The sequence below is a fragment of the Facklamia sp. P12932 genome (genome assembly GCF_050409545.1).
Classification (GTDB): Bacteria; Bacillota; Bacilli; order Lactobacillales; family Aerococcaceae; genus Facklamia.
The window spans coordinates 1-18,439 of the sequence record NZ_JBNUPG010000024.1 but is presented as its reverse complement, the minus strand read 5'-3'; the positions used below and the strand labels follow the sequence as shown (position 1 = coordinate 18,439).

The 18,439-nt window shown below is 36.3% G+C and carries 16 protein-coding genes; all 16 read left to right on the top strand.

Annotated features, from left to right (window positions below; genetic code table 11):
- Nucleotides 1-296 precede the first annotated feature (296 nt).
- Nucleotides 297-995, top strand: coding sequence for a response regulator transcription factor (locus ACQV2P_RS07815; protein WP_428874445.1), 699 nt, complete (start codon nucleotides 297-299; stop codon nucleotides 993-995).
- A 141-nt stretch (nucleotides 996-1,136) separates the two neighbouring features.
- Nucleotides 1,137-2,060, top strand: coding sequence for an ABC transporter ATP-binding protein (locus tag ACQV2P_RS07810; protein ID WP_428876602.1), 924 nt, complete (start codon nucleotides 1,137-1,139; stop codon nucleotides 2,058-2,060).
- Nucleotides 2,053-2,922 carry a hypothetical protein gene (locus ACQV2P_RS07805; RefSeq protein ID WP_428875449.1) on the top strand — a complete coding sequence of 290 codons (870 nt, stop codon included), beginning with the start codon at nucleotides 2,053-2,055 and terminating at the stop codon, nucleotides 2,920-2,922. The genes ACQV2P_RS07810 and ACQV2P_RS07805 overlap by 8 nt, the downstream gene beginning before the upstream one ends.
- 23 nt (nucleotides 2,923-2,945) lie before the next feature.
- Complete coding sequence (locus ACQV2P_RS07800) at nucleotides 2,946-3,917, top strand: sensor histidine kinase (protein WP_428876601.1); 972 nt, start codon at nucleotides 2,946-2,948, stop codon at nucleotides 3,915-3,917.
- 113 nt (nucleotides 3,918-4,030) lie between these two features.
- Nucleotides 4,031-4,639, top strand: coding sequence for an ATP-dependent Clp endopeptidase proteolytic subunit ClpP (gene clpP, locus ACQV2P_RS07795; RefSeq protein WP_428876600.1), 609 nt, complete (start codon nucleotides 4,031-4,033; stop codon nucleotides 4,637-4,639).
- Nucleotides 4,640-4,797: 158 nt separating this feature from the next.
- The gene (locus tag ACQV2P_RS07790; protein WP_428874450.1) at nucleotides 4,798-5,058 is read left to right on the top strand and encodes an autorepressor SdpR family transcription factor; all 261 of its coding nucleotides are present in this window, start codon (nucleotides 4,798-4,800) and stop codon (nucleotides 5,056-5,058) included.
- A 13-nt stretch (nucleotides 5,059-5,071) separates the two neighbouring features.
- The gene (locus ACQV2P_RS07785) at nucleotides 5,072-5,719 is read left to right on the top strand and encodes an SdpI family protein (protein ID WP_428894845.1); all 648 of its coding nucleotides are present in this window, start codon (nucleotides 5,072-5,074) and stop codon (nucleotides 5,717-5,719) included.
- A 285-nt stretch (nucleotides 5,720-6,004) separates the two neighbouring features.
- Nucleotides 6,005-7,045, top strand: coding sequence for a sugar-binding transcriptional regulator (locus ACQV2P_RS07780; protein ID WP_428894844.1), 1,041 nt, complete (start codon nucleotides 6,005-6,007; stop codon nucleotides 7,043-7,045).
- Between the two features lie 26 nt (nucleotides 7,046-7,071).
- Nucleotides 7,072-8,070, top strand: coding sequence for a type I glyceraldehyde-3-phosphate dehydrogenase (gap, locus tag ACQV2P_RS07775; RefSeq protein WP_428874453.1), 999 nt, complete (start codon nucleotides 7,072-7,074; stop codon nucleotides 8,068-8,070).
- Nucleotides 8,071-8,134: 64 nt separating this feature from the next.
- Entirely contained in the window at nucleotides 8,135-9,331 is a 1,197-nt protein-coding gene (locus ACQV2P_RS07770) for a phosphoglycerate kinase (protein ID WP_428876599.1), read from the top strand.
- Nucleotides 9,332-9,349: 18 nt separating this feature from the next.
- Nucleotides 9,350-10,108 (top strand): triose-phosphate isomerase, encoded by a 759-nt coding sequence (tpiA, locus tag ACQV2P_RS07765; RefSeq protein ID WP_428876598.1) that lies wholly within the window; start codon nucleotides 9,350-9,352, stop codon nucleotides 10,106-10,108.
- On the top strand, nucleotides 10,108-11,625 hold the full coding sequence (gene gpmI, locus ACQV2P_RS07760) for a 2,3-bisphosphoglycerate-independent phosphoglycerate mutase (protein WP_428876597.1): 1,518 nt from the start codon (nucleotides 10,108-10,110) through the stop codon (nucleotides 11,623-11,625). Before tpiA ends, gpmI begins: the two co-directional genes overlap by 1 nt.
- Nucleotides 11,626-11,712: 87 nt before the next feature.
- Nucleotides 11,713-13,017, top strand: coding sequence for a phosphopyruvate hydratase (gene eno / locus ACQV2P_RS07755; protein ID WP_428875458.1), 1,305 nt, complete (start codon nucleotides 11,713-11,715; stop codon nucleotides 13,015-13,017).
- 148 nt (nucleotides 13,018-13,165) lie between these two features.
- Nucleotides 13,166-13,573: a MarR family winged helix-turn-helix transcriptional regulator gene (locus ACQV2P_RS07750; RefSeq protein WP_428874458.1), complete on the top strand. Its 408-nt coding sequence runs from the start codon at nucleotides 13,166-13,168 to the stop codon at nucleotides 13,571-13,573.
- Between the two features lie 14 nt (nucleotides 13,574-13,587).
- Nucleotides 13,588-14,226: a nitroreductase family protein gene (locus ACQV2P_RS07745; RefSeq protein ID WP_428874459.1), complete on the top strand. Its 639-nt coding sequence runs from the start codon at nucleotides 13,588-13,590 to the stop codon at nucleotides 14,224-14,226.
- A 546-nt stretch (nucleotides 14,227-14,772) separates the two neighbouring features.
- Nucleotides 14,773-18,439, top strand: a 3,667-nt coding sequence (locus tag ACQV2P_RS07740) for a Rib/alpha-like domain-containing protein (RefSeq protein ID WP_428892055.1), incomplete at its 3' end; no start/stop codon positions are given.

Below are 18,439 nucleotides of genomic sequence, written 5' to 3'. Positions count from 1 at the left end.
CAGAGTCCTTTCTATTTTAGTTACCACTTTTAATAGATCGGACTTCTGTGTTTTTATGTACCAAAAAATAGGGTGGAAGGAAGTGTTTTTCTACCATTAACCCTATTTATTATAGAATCTTTTTAAATCAAGTTAAGCTTTTTTTAAATATAATTTTTCAGTTTATATGGAATGTATTTTTAATTTGGATGATCTTTCGAAATATATCTTTCTCGTATATGGGGAAAAGAATCAGTTATATTTTTTTGGACCAATATTTTAGTTTTTTGATATACTATTTAAAAAGGAGTGAACTTATGGTATCGATATTAGTTGTTGAAGATGATACTCAAATTAGCAAAATGTTAGTAGAAGCATTAACAATTGAAGGATATTCAGTGACTCCTGCTTACTCAGGGAGCGAAGGTCAACTTTTATTCGAGCAATCAAGTTTTGATCTAATACTATTAGATTTAATGTTACCAGGCCTCTCTGGTTTAGACCTACTCAAAATAATTCGCCGGGAAAAATCCATTCCGGTGATTGTTATTTCAGCTAAAGAACAAGTTGATGATAAGGTAGAAATTTTACAAGCTGGAGCAGATGACTACTTGGTGAAGCCATTTGATCTTAAAGAGTTAAAAGCTCGTATTCAAGTATGCCTTAAACGCTATCAAACTAGTTTAGAGGAAAAAACATCGAATAAGAGATTGAATTTCGAAGGGTTAATGATTGATTTAGAGACCCAAGCAATTAATTATCAAGGGCAGGAATTAAATTTAACGCCTCAAGAAAGAAGGATCTTAGAATTATTATTAAGTCAACCAAAGAAGGTTTTCTCAAAGCTTGAAATTTATGAATATGCGTGGGGGGCAAATTATTTGGCAGATGATAAGACATTAACCGTTCATGTATCAAATTTACGTAAGAAATTAGACCAAATAAGTAAAAGACCTTGGATTGAAACGGTTTGGGGAATTGGTTTCCGTTTGATTTCGCTGAAAAATAAAAAGTAGTTAAATTGTATTGAATATTTCAATTTCTTTTATTTTCTTTCATGCTTTTATCTTAACCTTTTCTTAGTACTTTCTTTGTTTTTCCTTTGCCATTATATTTTTGAAGGAGTCTATAATATAGATAACAAAGGAGGAAAGATGATGGAAAGCATTCTTAAAAGTGAAAATTTATGTAAAGCGTATAACAATCAGTTTGCATTGAATAATGTCAGTATGAATGTTCAATCGGGTGATATCTATGGTCTGATTGGTCGTAATGGAGCTGGTAAAACAACCTTAATGAAGATCATTAATCGTCAGATTCTACCGACTAGTGGAAAGGTTTGGATTCAAGACCAAGAAATGGCTAAAAATGACCATTTTCAAGTAAGAATTGGCACTTTAATTGAGGCGCCAGGACTTTATATGGGACTCACAGCTGGGCAAAACCTGGAACTAAAATGTAAATTGTATGGAATTCGCCGTGACAATTATATAGAAGAATTATTGAATTTAGTAGGCTTACCCATTAGTCAAGTTAAGAAAAAGAAAGTTAAAAAATTTTCATTGGGTATGAAACAGCGATTAGGTCTTGCTTTAGCTTTAGTAGGAGATCCGGATCTTTTGTTGTTAGATGAACCTACCAACGGAATGGATCCGCAGGGAATTAGTGAGTTCCGCGAGACGATTCTTAAATTGAATAGCGAGCGTCATATTACGGTTGTGATATCTAGTCATATTTTGGGTGAATTGGCGAAACTCACGACTCGAATTGGTATTATTAATGAAGGTACCTTATTAAAAGAAGCAGATATGGAGGAATTAAATCAGATTAATCAAGATTTTATTCGGATTAAGGGTGGCGATCAGGCTCAAATAATGGCACATTTACAAGAAAAATTAGATCTTCAGCAAATTAAGCAAGTGAGCGATTCTGAACTGCGTGTATATGAACACTTAGATAATTCGTCAGTCATTAGCCATGAATTAATTCGCTCAGGCATTCTTTTTGAACAATTGGTAGTTGAGCGAGCGAGCTTAGAAGATTATTTTATCCGCTTAACAGGAGGTCACAACAATGGTTAATTTTATTCGCTTTGATTCCTATAAGTTGTTGCACATGAAGGCTACTTGGATTACGTTATTGATCCTTTCGTTGATATTCTCTTTACTAACTTATGGCGGCTATGTAACAACACACAAATCTTACGAAGACTATCAACTATCAATGACTTCGAAAGAAACCAATGAAGAAGGCAATTTTAAGTTAGAAATAAAATCGATGCAAGAAGGAGAAATTTTAACAGAGGAAGAGTACGAAACAAGTATTCAAGAAGAAAAAAAAGCCTATCGTTTTTCCGATAGTCTAATTGCTAATTACAGTTTGAGCCTTCTTTTTGTTTATATACTTTCAGCTGTTTTTATTGAAAGTGATTTTTCTTCTGGCTATTTAAAAAATATGTTAGCTATTAAAGGGGCGAAATGGAAATGGATGACTTCTAAATTATTTGTCGCCTTGTTAATATTCTTCATATTTCAAGTTGTTTGTATTGCTTTTTCAGTTCTAATGGCCGGTGTGACAGGTCAATTAGAGTTGCCTATTTATTGGCAAGATCATTTAGCTTTACTATTGCCACAAGCTCTTATGTACCTTATTATTATGTCGGTGACAGTAACCTTAAGTTTATTGCTACAAAGTAAAGTGGCAATCATTGTCTTAGCTTGCCTAGTGGGAACAGGTTTTCACAATCAAATCATTGGATTTATAGGGGATATTGTTGGTTTGGATCTTACAAAACAATTATTCTCCAATAAGCTAATGTCAATGGGCCCAAATTATTCAGAGCAAGCCATGTCAGTGGTAAGTATGGGTGTTGTATACCTATTGGTACTTTATCTCTTGAATAGGTGGTATATTTATCGAATAGACTTTAAGTTTGAACATTAGAGCATAGAAAGTAGGGACCGTCAATGATATATTTTTTATTGATTTTGATAATTCTAGCTATAGTTGGTTATCATTATTACTATCGGCTCCAAGTTTCTGATTTGACGAAGCAATTAAAAGTTATCAGTAAATCCCCTACCAATCAATTACTGACACAAGAGATCTTTTCATCAGAAATGAATGAACTTGTTAAAAGGATAAACTTGGCATTAATTAAAGAAAGAAATATATATCGAGAATTACAAATTGAGCAACGTTCAAAGCAAGAATTAATGATTAATCTTTCCCATGATGTGAGGACACCTTTGACCTCACTCATGGGTTATCTTCAATTAATGGAAACCAGCGAGGATGAGAACGACAAGCAGCGTTATTTTCAAATTATCTATCAAAGAATTGATCATTTAAAAGATTTGTTGGATCGGCTTTTCTTATTGGAGAGGTTGCAAGATACAGAATTTGAGTACAAGAACGAAATAGTGAACTTAAATGAAATTATTACTCAGCATGTTTTGTCTTTCTATGATCAGTTGAAAACAGCTAATATTGAAGTTGAACTTGACTTATCGGACGGTAGTTTTTTAATTACATCGGATGTCAGACTGCTGAACCACGCGCTAGATAATTTAGTAAAAAATGTATTAGATCATGGCAAGGATTATTTAAAAATCAAATTGTCGGGCCATAAAATTGAGGAAGAATTAACAAATCTTAAGCATGAAGACTTAATAAATCAAACAAAACGGGAGGTCTTACCAGGTAATGCAAATGTCGTAAGAATTATTTATTGTAATCGACTTTCACATCCAATTAATGAAGATCCTAATACTTGGTTGAATCGCTTCTATCAAGCTAAAAACAAGCAGTCGAAAACAAAACAAAATACAGGTTTAGGCCTAAATATAATTAAAATAGTCATTGAGAAATTAGGCGGTCAAATTTATTTGGAAACAAAAGGGTCTGATATATTGATAAATCTTTATTTTCCAATCTAATTAGCGAATGATTTCATGGAAAAATGGAAGAGCATAAAACTTGACCATTCTTGACCTAATCCGTTATACTATTGAAGTAAATTGAAAGGCTCAGATTAAAGGGAGGATATAGAATGAATTTAGTACCCACAGTAATAGAACAAACATCACGTGGTGAACGCGCTTATGATATTTATTCGCGCTTGTTAAAAGATCGAATTATTATGTTATCAGGTCCAGTGGATGACCACATGGCTAACTCAGTCATTGCCCAATTATTATTTTTAGATGCTCAAGATCCTGAGAAGGATATCTACCTTTATATCAATTCACCAGGAGGTAGTGTTACGGCTGGTTTGGCCATCTATGATACCATGAACTTTATCAAAGCGGACGTCCAAACGATCGTGATTGGATTAGCTGCATCAATGGGATCCGTCCTATTAGCAGCAGGAACCAAAGGCAAGCGCTTTGCCTTACCGAACGCTGAAGTAATGATTCATCAGCCTTTAGGTGGTGCTCAAGGCCAAGCCACTGAAATTGAAATTGCTGCACGCCATATTTTGAAGACGAGAACGCGCTTAAATGAAATTTTAAGTGAAGCGACTGGTCAACCTATTGAAGTGATTGAAAAGGATACCGACCGAGATAATTTTATGACGGCTGAAGAAGCGAAAGCTTATGGCTTAGTGGACGAAGTGATGGCCAATCGTAAGGATAAAAAGACTAAGAAAGATAAGTAATAAAAGGAAATATCCGTATCTTTTAAGTACTAGCAATGCGCTGGTACTTTTTTTGTGCCCTTAGATGAAGGCAGCATTGCATAATTTAAAAATACATGCTAAACTTATAATTAGATATTTAGCTAATTATCGAAATAAAAAGATGAGGAGGTGAACATTTGAGTGTTCAACTGCTTTTTAAAGCTTTAAGTGATCCCAATCGACGTAAAATTTTAGAATTACTCAGACCCGGCCCTTTAACTGCTGGGGAAATTGTCCGTCAATTTGAATCGGCAGGTTCTACTATTTCTAAACATCTCTCTATTTTAAAACAGGCTGATTTAGTGATTGATAAAAGAGAGGGACAGTTTATTTATTATGAATTAAATAGTTCCGTTTTAGATGGAGTCATTCAATGGTTAATGAATTTAGAAAAATAAAGGAGAGGATTTTATGACTAAAAACTTAACGAGGCATTACTATAAAAACTGGGTTCTTGTTTGTGTTTCTATTATTCTAGCGGGCTATTTCTTTATAAAAGCACCCGAAGTGATTCCTACACACTTTGATTTGGCAGGGAATGCTGATAATTATGGTCCTAAAATAAATCTTTTTAAGTTTCCTGCATTATTGGCTGGACTGAATCTTTTAGTAGAAGTATTGAAACGCATTGATCCAAAACGCGAAAATTATCGACGTTTTGAAAAGCATTTTTATTTAATCATTTTTGCTATGAATATTTATTTACTTAGCAGTCAAATAATTATAGGTGCCTATGGTTTAAACTGGCTCAGCCAGATTCCTTCCTATTTAGAAGGAAGTTTAGGGCTACTATTTATTGTTTTAGGGAATTATATGCCAAAAATTAAATTTAATTATTTTATGGGCATACGTACCCCTTGGACATTAGCTGATGAAAAGGTGTGGTATCTTACCCACCGTTTAGCTGGAAAAATATTTGTTGTAATGGGAATCCTTATTTTATTAACCGTCTTCTTGCCGTTGACTATTAAAGAATGGAGTGTTCCTTTGATCACGTTAGGTGGCACTATGAGTGTCGTTGGAGCTTCCTATTGGTTGTATCGCAAACAACATCTTTAATGATTTTTTTATTTATGAAAAGCAATCTAAATGTATGTTTTCATCATTTAGATTGTTTGTTTTTTGAACAAAGTCGAATGGAGTTACTATCGATAGTAATTAATGGGGTAAGATTAGCTTAGAAGATGAAGCAGTAGATTTCAAAGGACATAAAGCGCCCAGATTCAGAAAGTATATTCATTGTAATTTAAACCATGCAGTGTTAGAATGTTTTATGAAGAAAGATGAATAGCTTTTCTTCTTTTTATAAAACAAGGTCATTCAGCGACCAACAGGAGGCTTGGAATGGATTTGATTGATGAATTAGGTACAGTGGTACCAGAACTTGGTGAGATGTTAGACATTCGTCTTAATGTTTTAAAAGCTTTATCTAAGCATCAACTACGAATTGGTCGTAAAGCGTTAGCCAAACAAATTCATTTGTCCGAGCGAACTTTGAGAACTAATTTACAAGTATTGCGTGATCAAAGTCTGGTAGATGTAAGTCGTGCGGGGATACGTATTACGGATGAAGGACAAAGAGTAGGCCATCTCATTCAGCAGTTACGGATGGGGCAGGACCGTTTACCGGAATACGAAGCAGCCTTAGCTAAAGAATTAAATATACAAAACTGCTGGGTAGTAGCTGGCGATGTAGATAGCGACTTTACAGTTTTTCAAATGCTTGCTGAAGCAGTTCAAACGATTCTAGGACAAGAATTACCGCAAGAAGCGGTTGTAGCTGTTACGGGAGGGTCCACTTTGGCTAATATGGGTCAACATTTTACTAAGGAACTATCGCAAAACAGACAATTATCCTTTGTGCCTAGCCGTGGTGGTATGGAAGGTTCTTTTCATATTCAATCTAATACGGTAGCTGGAATAATGGCTCATGAGACCCAAGCTGACTATGTTCCCTTGTATATTCCAGATCGTTTAACTGATCAGTTGAGTCAAGTGATTGTTAAGGATCCAACCATTAAAAAAGCCCTTGATTTAAGTCGATCAGCGGACTGTCTTTTATTAAGTGTGGGAGCTGCTCAAGTAATGTCAAAGCGAAGAAAACTAACTCCGCCACAAGAAAGAATACTTCTCGAAGGTCAAGCGGTAGGAGAAGCATTTGGCATTTTTTATGATGCAGAGGGAAAGGTTGTTTTTTCCATCCCTCGCTTAGGCTTACAACTTGAAGATGTCATTAAGTTTCCGTTATTATTAACCATAGTAGCAGGCCAACAAAAAGCACCTGCTACCCGAGCTTTCTACAAGATGATGCCAAAACAAACCTGGCTCATTTGTGATAAAAGTCTCGCTAAAGCTGTTTTAAATGGGGTTACCCAATTTAAATAAAATATCCTAAGGGGGAAATTATCAATATGTCAACAAAAATCGCAATCAATGGTTTCGGTCGTATTGGACGTTTAGCATTACGTCGTATTTTAGAAAAGGATTCAGATTTAGAAGTTGTTGCAATTAATGATTTAACAGATAACGAAGATTTAGCTTATTTATTAAAATATGACTCAGCGCAAGGTCGTTTTCCATACTCTGTAGAAGCTAAAGGTGATGTGATTGTTGTAGATGGTAAAGAGATTAAAGCCTTTGCTGAGCCAGATGCAGCGAAGTTACCATGGAAAGATTTAGGGGTTGAATTCGTCTTAGAATGTACTGGTTTTTACAATTCAGCAGAAAAGGCTCAAGCCCATATCGATGCAGGTGCTAAGCGTGTCCTAATCTCAGCGCCCGCTAAGTCAGCTGAAACGAAGACAATTGTTTATGGTGTAAACCACGAAGTTCTAACAGCTGATGATGTGATTGTTTCAGCAGCTTCATGTACAACTAACTGCTTAGCTCCAATGGTCAATGTTTTACATAAAGAATTTGGTCTAAAATCTGCCCAAATGGTAACGGTTCATGCTTATACAGCAACTCAAAAATTACAAGATTCGCCAGGCGGACGTAAAAACCGTGCAGGAGCATTTTCAATTATTCCTGCTTCCACTGGAGCTGCTAAAGCAATCGGAAAAGTAATTCCTGAATTGAATGGTAAAATTGACGGTGCAGCTTTACGAGTTCCAACAATCACTGGTTCTTTAACTGAGGTATATGCAGTCTTAGACAAAGAAGTAACAGCTGAGGAAGTTAACGCAGCGATGAAGAAATATGAATCAGATGCTTTTGTCTATGAAGAAGATGAAATTGTTTCTGCAGACATTATTGGTTATCCAGCAGGATCTGTTTTTGATTCAACACTTACAAAAGTAATGGGTGAAGGTGACGATCAAATCGTTATGGCAGCCTCTTGGTATGATAATGAGTACGGCTTTACAGCGAACATGATTTCAACCTTAGAATATTTTGTTGAATTAAATTAATAAGACCCACACTAGCGGGGAAGCAAACGCGCTTCTCCGTTTTTTTCATAAAGGAGGAAGAAGAATGGCTAAAAAAACTATTAGAGACTTAAACCTTGAAAACAAAACCGTATTAGTACGTGTCGATTTTAACGTTCCGATGGATGGTAATAAGATTACAGACGATAATCGAATTGTAGCTGCTCTAGATACGATAAAGTATTTAATTGAGCATCAAGCCAAGGTTGTTTTATTTTCACATCTAGGTAAGATCAAATCGGCAGAGGATTTGGATAAAGCAGATCGCAACTTAAATCCTGTAGCAAATCGTTTATCTGAAATATTAGGACAAGAGGTTGTTTTTATTGATGAAACACGTGGCGAAAAATTAGAATTAGCGGTTAAAAATTTGCAAGAGGGTCAAGTATTGTTAGTTCAAAACACACGGTTTGAAGATGTAGAAGGGAAAAAGGAATCTGGGAATGATCCAGAACTTGGCAAGTATTGGGCAAGTCTAGGGGATCTATTTGTTAATGATGCATTTGGAACCGCACATCGTTCTCATGCATCGAATGTTGGTATTGCAGCGCATTTAGATTCAGCGGTCGGCTTCTTAATGGAAAAAGAAGTGAAATTCTTGAAAGAAGCGGTAGATCAGCCGGAACGTCCTTTTGTTGCTATATTAGGGGGAGCAAAAGTTTCTGATAAGATTAAAGTTATTGAGAATTTGTTAGATCGAGCTGATAAAGTAATTATCGGTGGAGGTATGGCGTATACCTTTTTCAAGGCAAAAGGCCTCGAAATTGGACAATCCATTTGTGAACCAGATCGCATCGAACTCGCTAAAGAAATTATGGAAAAAGCAGGCGATAAATTAGTGTTACCGGTTGATAATGTTGTGGCTAAAGAATTTAACAAGGATGCCGAAACTAAAGTGGTAGCTTCTGAAGAAATTCCTACAGACTACATGGGGATGGATATAGGGCCTCAGACAGTTGATTTGTTTGCTGAAACTTTAGCTGGCGCCAAAACTGTAGTGTGGAATGGGCCAATGGGTGTTTTTGAAATGGAAAAATTTGCACAGGGAACGATGGGAGTTTGTCAAGCCATTGCTAATTTAGAGAGTGCGACCACTATTGTAGGTGGAGGAGATTCTGCTGCAGCTGTTACTCAATTGGGTTATGAAGATAAGTTCACGCATATTTCTACCGGTGGAGGAGCCTCCTTATCTTATCTTGAGGGAGCCGAATTACCAGGCGTGGAGTCCATTGATAATCTATAATTAGAAAAGGAGAAAAATATGTCACGAAAACCAATTATTGCCGGAAACTGGAAAATGAATAAAACAGCTAAAGAATCACGTGGTTTTATTGAAAATGTCAAATTAGATATCCCTTCAAATGATTTAGTGGATGCAGTGATCGGAGCACCTGCTGTTTTCTTAGAAGCTATGACCGAAGCTGTACAGGGAACTGATTTACAAGTAGCTGCGCAAAATTGTTTTTGGGAAGATGAAGGCGCTTTTACGGGCGAAATCAGTCCCAAAACGCTAGCGGCTTTAGGTGTAGATTATGTGATCATTGGACATTCTGAGCGTCGTCAATATTTTCATGAAAGCAATGAAGAAATTAATCAAAAAACTCATGCTATCTTTCGTAATGGAATGAAGCCGATTATTTGTTGCGGAGAAACGCTCGAAACCTACGAAGCAGGAAATGCTGAGGAATTTGTAGGCCAACAAATAACGGCAGCTTTAAAAGATTTAACGGAAGGTCAAGTACAATCATTGGTAATTGCGTATGAACCAATTTGGGCAATTGGGACGGGTAAATCAGCAACAAAAGATGATGCCCAAAAGATGTGTCATGCGATTCGTCAAGTAGTAGCAGAAAACTTTAACCAAGAGGTAGCTGATCAAGTACGTATTCAATATGGCGGGTCAGTTAAACCTGATAATATTGCAGAGTACCTAGCTTGTCCAGATGTAGACGGAGCATTAGTAGGCGGAGCGAGCCTACAACCTGAATCATTCTTAGCTTTATTGGAGGCGGTTAAATAATGGGAAAAGCACCTATTGCTTTAATTATTTTAGATGGCTTTGGTATTCGCGAGGAGACTTATGGGAATGCCGTTAAGGCGGCGCATAAACCCAACTTTGATCGTTATTGGCAGCAATTTCCCCATCAACAACTCAGAGCAGAAGGGGAAAATGTTGGTTTACCAGAAGGTCAAATGGGGAATTCTGAAGTAGGACATATGAATATTGGGGCTGGAAGAATTGTCTATCAATCCTTGACGCGAATAAATAAGTCCATTCAAGAGGGTAGTATAAAAAAGATTCCTGAACTCACCAAGGCCATCGAGCACGCTAAGCAAAATAATGGAGCATTGCATTTAATGGGCTTACTTTCTGACGGTGGGGTTCATTCACATATCAATCATCTCTTCGGTTTAATTGAGTTAGCTAAAGAAATGGATTTAAACAAAGTGTATATTCACGCTTTTCTAGATGGACGTGATGTTGGACCTCAATCCGGAATAGATTTTATAAGAGATACAGAAAGTTTTATTAAAGAAAAAGGAATTGGTGAAATTGCAACAGTCTCTGGACGCTACTATGCAATGGACCGTGATAAGCGTTGGGACCGCGTTAAATTAGCCTATGATGCCTTAGTTAGTGGCCAAGGGCCTCAATATGCCTCTGCTGAAGCAGGAGTTCAGGCTTCTTATGAACAAGAAGTATATGATGAATTTGTTCAACCTTTTGTGGTGGATCCAGAAGGACATATTAAAGAAGGCGATAGCCTTATTTATTATAATTTCCGACCCGATCGTGCGATTCAACTATCAACAGCTTTAAGTAATCCGGCTTTTGACGGCTTTGACACATCGAATCGACCAGAAAACTTACAATTTGTAACATTTACTAAATATTCAAAAGATGTTCTAGCCGAAATTGCTTTCAAGAAAGTTGATTTAGTGAATACGATTGGCGAAGCGATAGCGAAAGCAGGCAAAACGCAGTTACGTATTGCAGAAACTGAGAAGTTTCCTCATGTCACTTTCTTTATGTCAGGTGGCCGTCATGAAACGTTTCCGGGAGAAGAACGTATTTTAATTCCTTCTCCTAAAGTAGCTACTTATGACTTAAAACCTGAAATGTCCGCTTACGAAGTCAAGGACGCATTGATAGATAAAATTAATGAAGATACGATTGATGCAATCATTCTTAATTTTGCTAATCCGGATATGGTTGGTCATTCAGGTATGTTAGAGCCAACCGTCAAAGCTATTGAAGCGGTCGATGAGTGCCTCGGTCAAATTGTCGATTTGATTTTAGAAAAAGAAGGTGTTGCAATCATTACAGCCGATCACGGCAATTCAGATGAAGTCATTACGTTAGAAGGTAAACCTATGACTGCTCATACTACCAATCCTGTACCAGTGATTGTTACGAAAGAAGGAATCTCGTTAAGAGAAGGTGGCATACTATCTGATTTAGCACCTACTATGCTTGACCTTTTAAAAATTGACCAACCAAGTGAGATGACTAGCCAAAGTTTAATTAAGCATTAATGGCAATTCATTGAATTTAATTTACTAAAACAATAGAATAAGATTGAGACGTTTAACCGTTTCAATCCAACAAAAGGAGCGAATAAAATGCCTTATATTACAGATGTTTACGCACGTGAAGTTCTTGACTCAAGAGGAAACCCAACAATTGAAGTAGAAGTTTATACCGAAAGTGGTGCCTTTGGACGCGGAATGGTCCCTTCAGGAGCATCTACTGGAGAACATGAAGCAGTAGAATTACGTGATGGAGATGCAACACGCTATGGTGGCAAAGGAGTTAGCCAAGCCGTTGATAACGTTAACCACTTTTTAGCCGAAGCCTTATTAGGGTTTGATGTATTGCAACAACAAGCTATTGATCAAATGATGATTGAAATGGATGGCACACCGAATAAAGGAAAACTCGGAGCAAACGCTATCTTAGGCGTATCTATTGCTGTGGCACGTGCAGCTGCTGATTATTTAGAAATACCTTTATACCAATACTTAGGTGGATTCAATACCAAAGAGTTACCAGTACCAATGATGAATATTGTTAATGGTGGCTCACACTCGGATGCTCCGATTGCTTTCCAAGAGTTTATGATTTTACCTGTTGGGGCTGAAAACTTTAAAGAAGCGTTACGTTGGGGCGCTGAAGTTTTCCATGCGCTAAAATCAATTCTCAAGGAACGTGGGTTAGAAACATCAGTAGGTGACGAGGGTGGTTTTGCGCCTCGCTTTGAAGGAACGGAAGACGGTGTAGAGACCATTCTTAAAGCGATTGAGAAAGCTGGCTACAAACCCGGTCAAGATATCTTCTTAGGCTTTGACTGTGCCGCTTCAGAATTTTACGTAGAGGGTGTTTATGATTATGCCAAATTTGAAGGAGAAGGCGGTAAAAAACGCTCAGCCCAAGAACAAGTTGACTACCTTGAAGAGTTAGTGAATAAATATCCAATCATTTCCATTGAAGATGGTATGGATGAAAATGACTGGGAGGGTTGGAAGTTACTAACTGAACGTTTAGGTGACAAAGTCCAATTAGTTGGAGATGATCTATTTGTGACCAACACTGAAATTCTTTCACGTGGTATTGAAGAAAGTGTGGGGAATTCCATTTTAATCAAAGTGAATCAAATTGGGACACTAACTGAGACATTTGATGCGATTGAAATGGCTAAGCGTGCAGGGTACACAGCAGTCATTTCTCACCGTTCAGGTGAAACGGAAGACTCCACTATTGCGGATATTGCAGTAGCAACCAATGCGGGTCAAATTAAGACAGGGTCTTTATCACGTACAGACCGTATTGCCAAATATAATCAATTATTGCGGATTGAAGATGAATTAAGTGAATTAGCACAATATAATGGCAAAAAAGTTTTCTATAATTTAAAAGATTTCAAATAAGATTGACAGAATAGATTAAAGCGCTCTCTAAGAATTTAGAGAGCGTTTTTTTGGTTAATAAAGGAGCATTTTATTTTAAAAAACAAACAAAACACTTTATAATTGACGAGTCAACTGTTGATTTATGAAATGAAAGAGGGAGGGTTTGGTGAGTCTAAGAGAAGTAAGTAGATTATTTTATCAATTAAAACTAGTTAACCAGGAGTTAATTAGTAAATTTGAAAAAGAAACGTCATTTAGTATAACGCGCTTTGAATTAATGATGTTTTTAAAAGAGCATGGTCCTTGTTGCCAAACTCGTCTACAAAAGGAATTAAAGATAGATCGTGCAGCTGTTACAAGACATTTAAGAATTCTTGAAGGAAAAAAATATGTGATCCGCAAAAGAAATAAAGAAAATAATCGTGAAGTGCTCGTAACAATTACCGATAAGGCGTTAAATGATTTGAATCGTTGCCAGCAGAGTCATTGTCAATCTGAGCAACAGAGGATTTTACCCCTATCTAAAGATGAAACACAGCGATTGATCGAATTATTAACCAAATTAATACAATAGAAAAGGAGAATAATATGTCCAACCACTTAGTCACTAATAATTTTTCAGAAATTACTTATGGAAGAAAGTCAATTCGTGCTTATGATGAGAAGTATAAAATAAGTCAGGAAGAAATGCTTGAAATGATTCAAGAAGCTACCACAGCTCCTTCATCCGTCAATATGCAACCATGGAGGTTTGTGGTGGTTGAAAGCCAAGAGCAAAAAGCCAAATTAAAACCACTTATTCGTTTTAATACGCTACAAAATGACACTTCATCTGCTATGATATTAATATTTGGCGATATGCAGTGTTATGAACTCGGTGAAGAAATCTACAATCAAGCAGTCGAGGAAGGCAAAATGCCTGCTGAAACGAGAGATCAACAATTATCTGTCATTATTCCTTATTATAAAAGCTTTTCTAAACAAAAAATGAATGATGTTGTGAAAATTGATTCAAGTTTGGCAGCCATGCAATTAATGTTAGTGGCTCGTTCTCATGGTTATGATACCAATGCAATCGGTGGTTTTGAAGAGGACTTATTGGCTGAAGCTTTCGGTCTCGACAAAGAACGCTATGTACCGGTAATGATCCTATCAATTGGAAAGGCTAAAGATTCTGGTTATCCATCCGTACGCTTAGCCGCTGAAAAAATTACAGAATTTAAATAAGAAACACTAAAAACTTAAAGAATTTATAAATTAAAGTTAAACGCCTCCTCTAGCGATGCTTATTGGCATCGCTAGAGGAGGCGTTTAAAGTTTTATTATTAACAAGTAATAATTATAAAAATGAAAGATATTAAACGCATTACTGTGATTCTCAACCACGTTTAAAAAATATAGATAATACTATTATTGTTATAAAGTTGAATTGAAGATCGATCTACTTAGGATCAGATTACATATAGGATAAACATAGAAGTTCAGAAAAACAATACTTGGATATGAACTTTATTGTAAGGCAACCCTTTTAAAAAACTTAGTATAGAAAAGATGTGTAAAACTCCCAACTTATTACATAAATATAAAGGAATGAGGTAGCCATAATTTTTTTACTTTAAATTGATATATAATACAACCTATTTATAAATAAAATAATAATTATATAGCATTTGTTTGACTAAATCAAGCGAATATTATAATATGTTCTTATAGTATTGTCGCTATACTTTAGAAAAGATGTCGCAATATTAAATTTTTTTTAGGAGTGATATTGTGGTCGGTAAGAATAATAAATTTTTGAAACAGAGGAAGTTTTCTAATAAAGATAACAAATATGCAATAAGAAAGTTTGCATTTGGATCTTGTTCTGTTTTAATCGCATCTTTTTTCATATTTGCAGGTGTAGGTCAAGATAGTGTTTATGCACAAAATATTACAGAAGAAACCTCAACAAGCGCGACGACAGAAGAAACAGCAGATAATTCATTAAACGAACAAAACGATTTAAACGAAGTAGTCACTTCTGAATTAACAAATAGTTCAGAAGATAAGATAACTAATGAAGAACTAGTTACCACTGAAGAAGTTATGACCTCAGAGGAAGCAACAGTCACAGGTGATGATACCACATTAAATGAACTTTCAAATGATGAATTAGAAGCGGAAAATACCGCTAAAAATGCAGCATTAGAAGCTGCTTTGGCTGCAAAAGAAGCTTCTAATGCTGCCGAAAAAGCTTCTGAAGCGACGAGTGTTATAGAAGCAGAAACCGCAGCGAAAGAAGCTATTTCAGCTTTAAATAATGCTAAGGCAGAAGCAGGGATAGCCATCGAGGCAGCAAATATTGCTGGAACTACAAAAGCTTTAGCATTAGCAAAAGAAGCGAAAATCTCAGCAAAAGAAGCGGAAATCTCAGCAAATAAGGCTAAGTCTATAGTAGCGTCTATAAAAGAAGAAAAAGCTACAAACTTAGAAGCGAATAAAACTAGTTTAGAAGAAATAACAACTAGTATAGAAAATGAAACATTAGCGAATGAAAGTAGAACCTCTAATTCAGAGGCGACATCAATTAATGCACCTCAAGATAAAGCTTTATCTGCTCCGGAATCTTTTGCTACTTTAGCGAATCTTTTACCTGCTGATCAGAATGTGATCAGTATTGAAAACAAAATGTTAGATGGAGAATTTAATCTCAAATATCTAAAACACCATTTAAATGGTAGAACTTACGTAGATAATGCAGGAAATACAGGGATATATGATGGGGATAAAGAACTCATTAAATCCCAAGATAACCATCAGGTTAATGACAAACATTTGATTAATAATCAAGACTATCTAGTTGGGAACGTACCTTTATATATGCAATGGATGGATAGAGATGGTACTTTGTCACCTATTTATACATTTAAATCCAATGATAATGGTTATTTTGCAGTGAATCCAGGGATATTTAAAGTGGTCAATCCTGATGGAACAACAACGGACCACGAATTTCTTGGTAAGCAGTTAGAAACTGTATTATATTCAGCTTTTAAATATCGAATTTGGGCAGATCAAGATTGGTTAGTCAATAATAAGTATGATAATGTTCAAACAAGTAATGGTAACCCTGGACAATGGGGAGGTTATAGTCAGGGAATTAATGGTATATGGACACCAATTCTTCAAGATGTGGCAACGATGCAGATTCAAGATGTTGCTGTCGTTTTACAACCTAAAGATCAATTGACTCAGCATAATAAAGAAAAAGTAGTCGAAATTGATAAATTAGTAGGGGATATCAATCATGCAAATTACGCTAATGATAAGACAATTGTAGGAAATGTTTATTGGGAGGCAGATTATGCACCAGGAATCACCTCACAATATCCAGCCTATGAAGAAAAAACAGGTGATAAATTTGCTGAGGATATGACGGTTTATCTAACTATCCAAGATGTTTTGAATCCTAATAATAAGGTTACCTATAAGACAAAGACCAATCAATTTGGTGATTTTAAGTTCGATATAGCTAATGTAAGAGAGATGTTAGGAATCAAGCAAAGAAAAAATGCGTCTCTATGGCATCAAGTGATCATGAATATGTCGGTAGCTGATTCGCAAGGAAATCAGTTTGGTAAAGAAGTTTCTGTTTTTTCTAACTCCACTTTAGATGGACAATTCTATAATGGGAAAAACCTTAAATACGACACAGGGGGTCTTGATGCATCTGACTTTATCCTCGTTTCAAGATATGATTCTGAATTTAGGGACTTCTCGACTTCAAGCAAGCCGACAACAGCCTTGTTATATTCTCAAACGAATTCTTCTGGAAGGGATGAATTCAAAGGAGCTGGTTTCCAATTTGTACTAAGAAATACTATTCCAACAATAGACATTACTAATTATGATTCAACCGATAATTATGCAGCACCTGGCAATAAAGCGAATGCTGTTGTTACTGGAGCTGTGCCTGATGTTGAGTATATCGTTCGTTGGTATGAAGTTCCTGAAGATCCTACGAAATCTCCAAAATTAGTTCTTGAAGGAACCCCTTTTACTGTTGCAGCAAATGGAGTTTTCCCAGATCAAGCATTTGATGTACCTGCTAATTTGCCACGAGAAACAATGTATATTGCTCAATTAGAAACAGTAAATACGGGAAATATAATAGCGATTGATAATTTTTATGCGAGGTTAAAAAATGAAGCAGATACATTTGCTCCCGTTGCAACTGTTGAGAATATCAAAGTGGGAGAAACAGTTAACTTAATCGATAATGTGACTGTTCCTAACTATGATGGAAAACCAACATTTGAGGATATTACTCCTTTAGGTTCGATAGATAATACAAAACCTGGGGAATATACGGGTACGGTCAAAGTAACCTACCAAGACGGAAGTTCTGAAACTATTCAAGTACCTGTAGTGGTAACCGCTGTAGACGTTCCTCATGATTCAATTTATGAACCGAATGTAACTCCGGAGATAATTAAAGTAGGAGATACGATTGATTTAGCAGATAACGTAACTGTTCCAAACTATGTGCAGGATCCAAAGCATAGCGGTGTCCCTCTTTTTGAGGATGTGACGCCAGATGGAGTGATTGATAATACAACTCCTGGAGAATATACGGGTAAAGTTAAAGTGACTTATCCAGATAATACATTTGAAATTGTTGATGTGCCAGTGACTGTAATCGATAAAAAATCCGATGTATATGATCCAATGGTGGTACCAGAAGTAATTGAAATTGGACAAACTCCTAATTTAATAGATAATGTGACTGTTCCTTCATATATTCAAGATTCAAAATATCCAGGTGTCCCTACTTTTGAGGATGTGACGCCAGATGGAGTGATTGATAATACAACTCCTGGAGAATATACAGGTAAAGTTAGAGTAACTTATCCAGACGGAACATCCGAAATTGTTGATGTACCTGTTACCGTAAAAACTCCGGAAGCTTCACAAGCAGATGTTTTCGTTCCTCAAGTAACTCCTGAAATTATTGGGATAGGAGGAACACCCGATTTATTAGATAATGTTAGCATTCCAGATTATGTAGTGAATCCAAAATATCCTGGAGATATAATTTTTGAAGATGTGACTCCAGCTGGAACCATCGATAATACAACACCTGGCGGCTATATTGGACTTGTTAAAGTGACTTATCCAGATGGATCAATGGAAATCATCCAGGTACCGGTGACGGTGACTGCGCCAGAGATCCCTCAAAAAGAAGATTACGATCCAACGGTTAAGCCAGAGATCGTAGAAGTAGATGGCATCGTTGATTTAACCGACAACGTAATAGTTCCAGATTATGTAGAGGATCCAGATCATCCAGGTGTACCAAGCTTTAAGGATGTGACACCAGCTGGACAAATTGATCCAAGCACACCAGGTAAGTATACAGGTCTAGTGGAAGTCACTTATCCTGATGGTTCTAAAGAAA

Coding starts and splice junctions, on each gene's coding strand:
- ACQV2P_RS07815 (WP_428874445.1), top strand. CDS start 297: ATGGTATCGATATTAGTTGTTGAAGATGATACTCAAATTAGCAAAATG.
- ACQV2P_RS07810 (WP_428876602.1), top strand. CDS start 1,137: ATGGAAAGCATTCTTAAAAGTGAAAATTTATGTAAAGCGTATAACAAT.
- ACQV2P_RS07805 (WP_428875449.1), top strand. CDS start 2,053: ATGGTTAATTTTATTCGCTTTGATTCCTATAAGTTGTTGCACATGAAG.
- ACQV2P_RS07800 (WP_428876601.1), top strand. CDS start 2,946: ATGATATATTTTTTATTGATTTTGATAATTCTAGCTATAGTTGGTTAT.
- clpP (WP_428876600.1), top strand. CDS start 4,031: ATGAATTTAGTACCCACAGTAATAGAACAAACATCACGTGGTGAACGC.
- ACQV2P_RS07785 (WP_428894845.1), top strand. CDS start 5,072: ATGACTAAAAACTTAACGAGGCATTACTATAAAAACTGGGTTCTTGTT.
- ACQV2P_RS07780 (WP_428894844.1), top strand. CDS start 6,005: ATGGATTTGATTGATGAATTAGGTACAGTGGTACCAGAACTTGGTGAG.
- gap (WP_428874453.1), top strand. CDS start 7,072: ATGTCAACAAAAATCGCAATCAATGGTTTCGGTCGTATTGGACGTTTA.
- ACQV2P_RS07770 (WP_428876599.1), top strand. CDS start 8,135: ATGGCTAAAAAAACTATTAGAGACTTAAACCTTGAAAACAAAACCGTA.
- tpiA (WP_428876598.1), top strand. CDS start 9,350: ATGTCACGAAAACCAATTATTGCCGGAAACTGGAAAATGAATAAAACA.
- gpmI (WP_428876597.1), top strand. CDS start 10,108: ATGGGAAAAGCACCTATTGCTTTAATTATTTTAGATGGCTTTGGTATT.
- eno (WP_428875458.1), top strand. CDS start 11,713: ATGCCTTATATTACAGATGTTTACGCACGTGAAGTTCTTGACTCAAGA.
- ACQV2P_RS07745 (WP_428874459.1), top strand. CDS start 13,588: ATGTCCAACCACTTAGTCACTAATAATTTTTCAGAAATTACTTATGGA.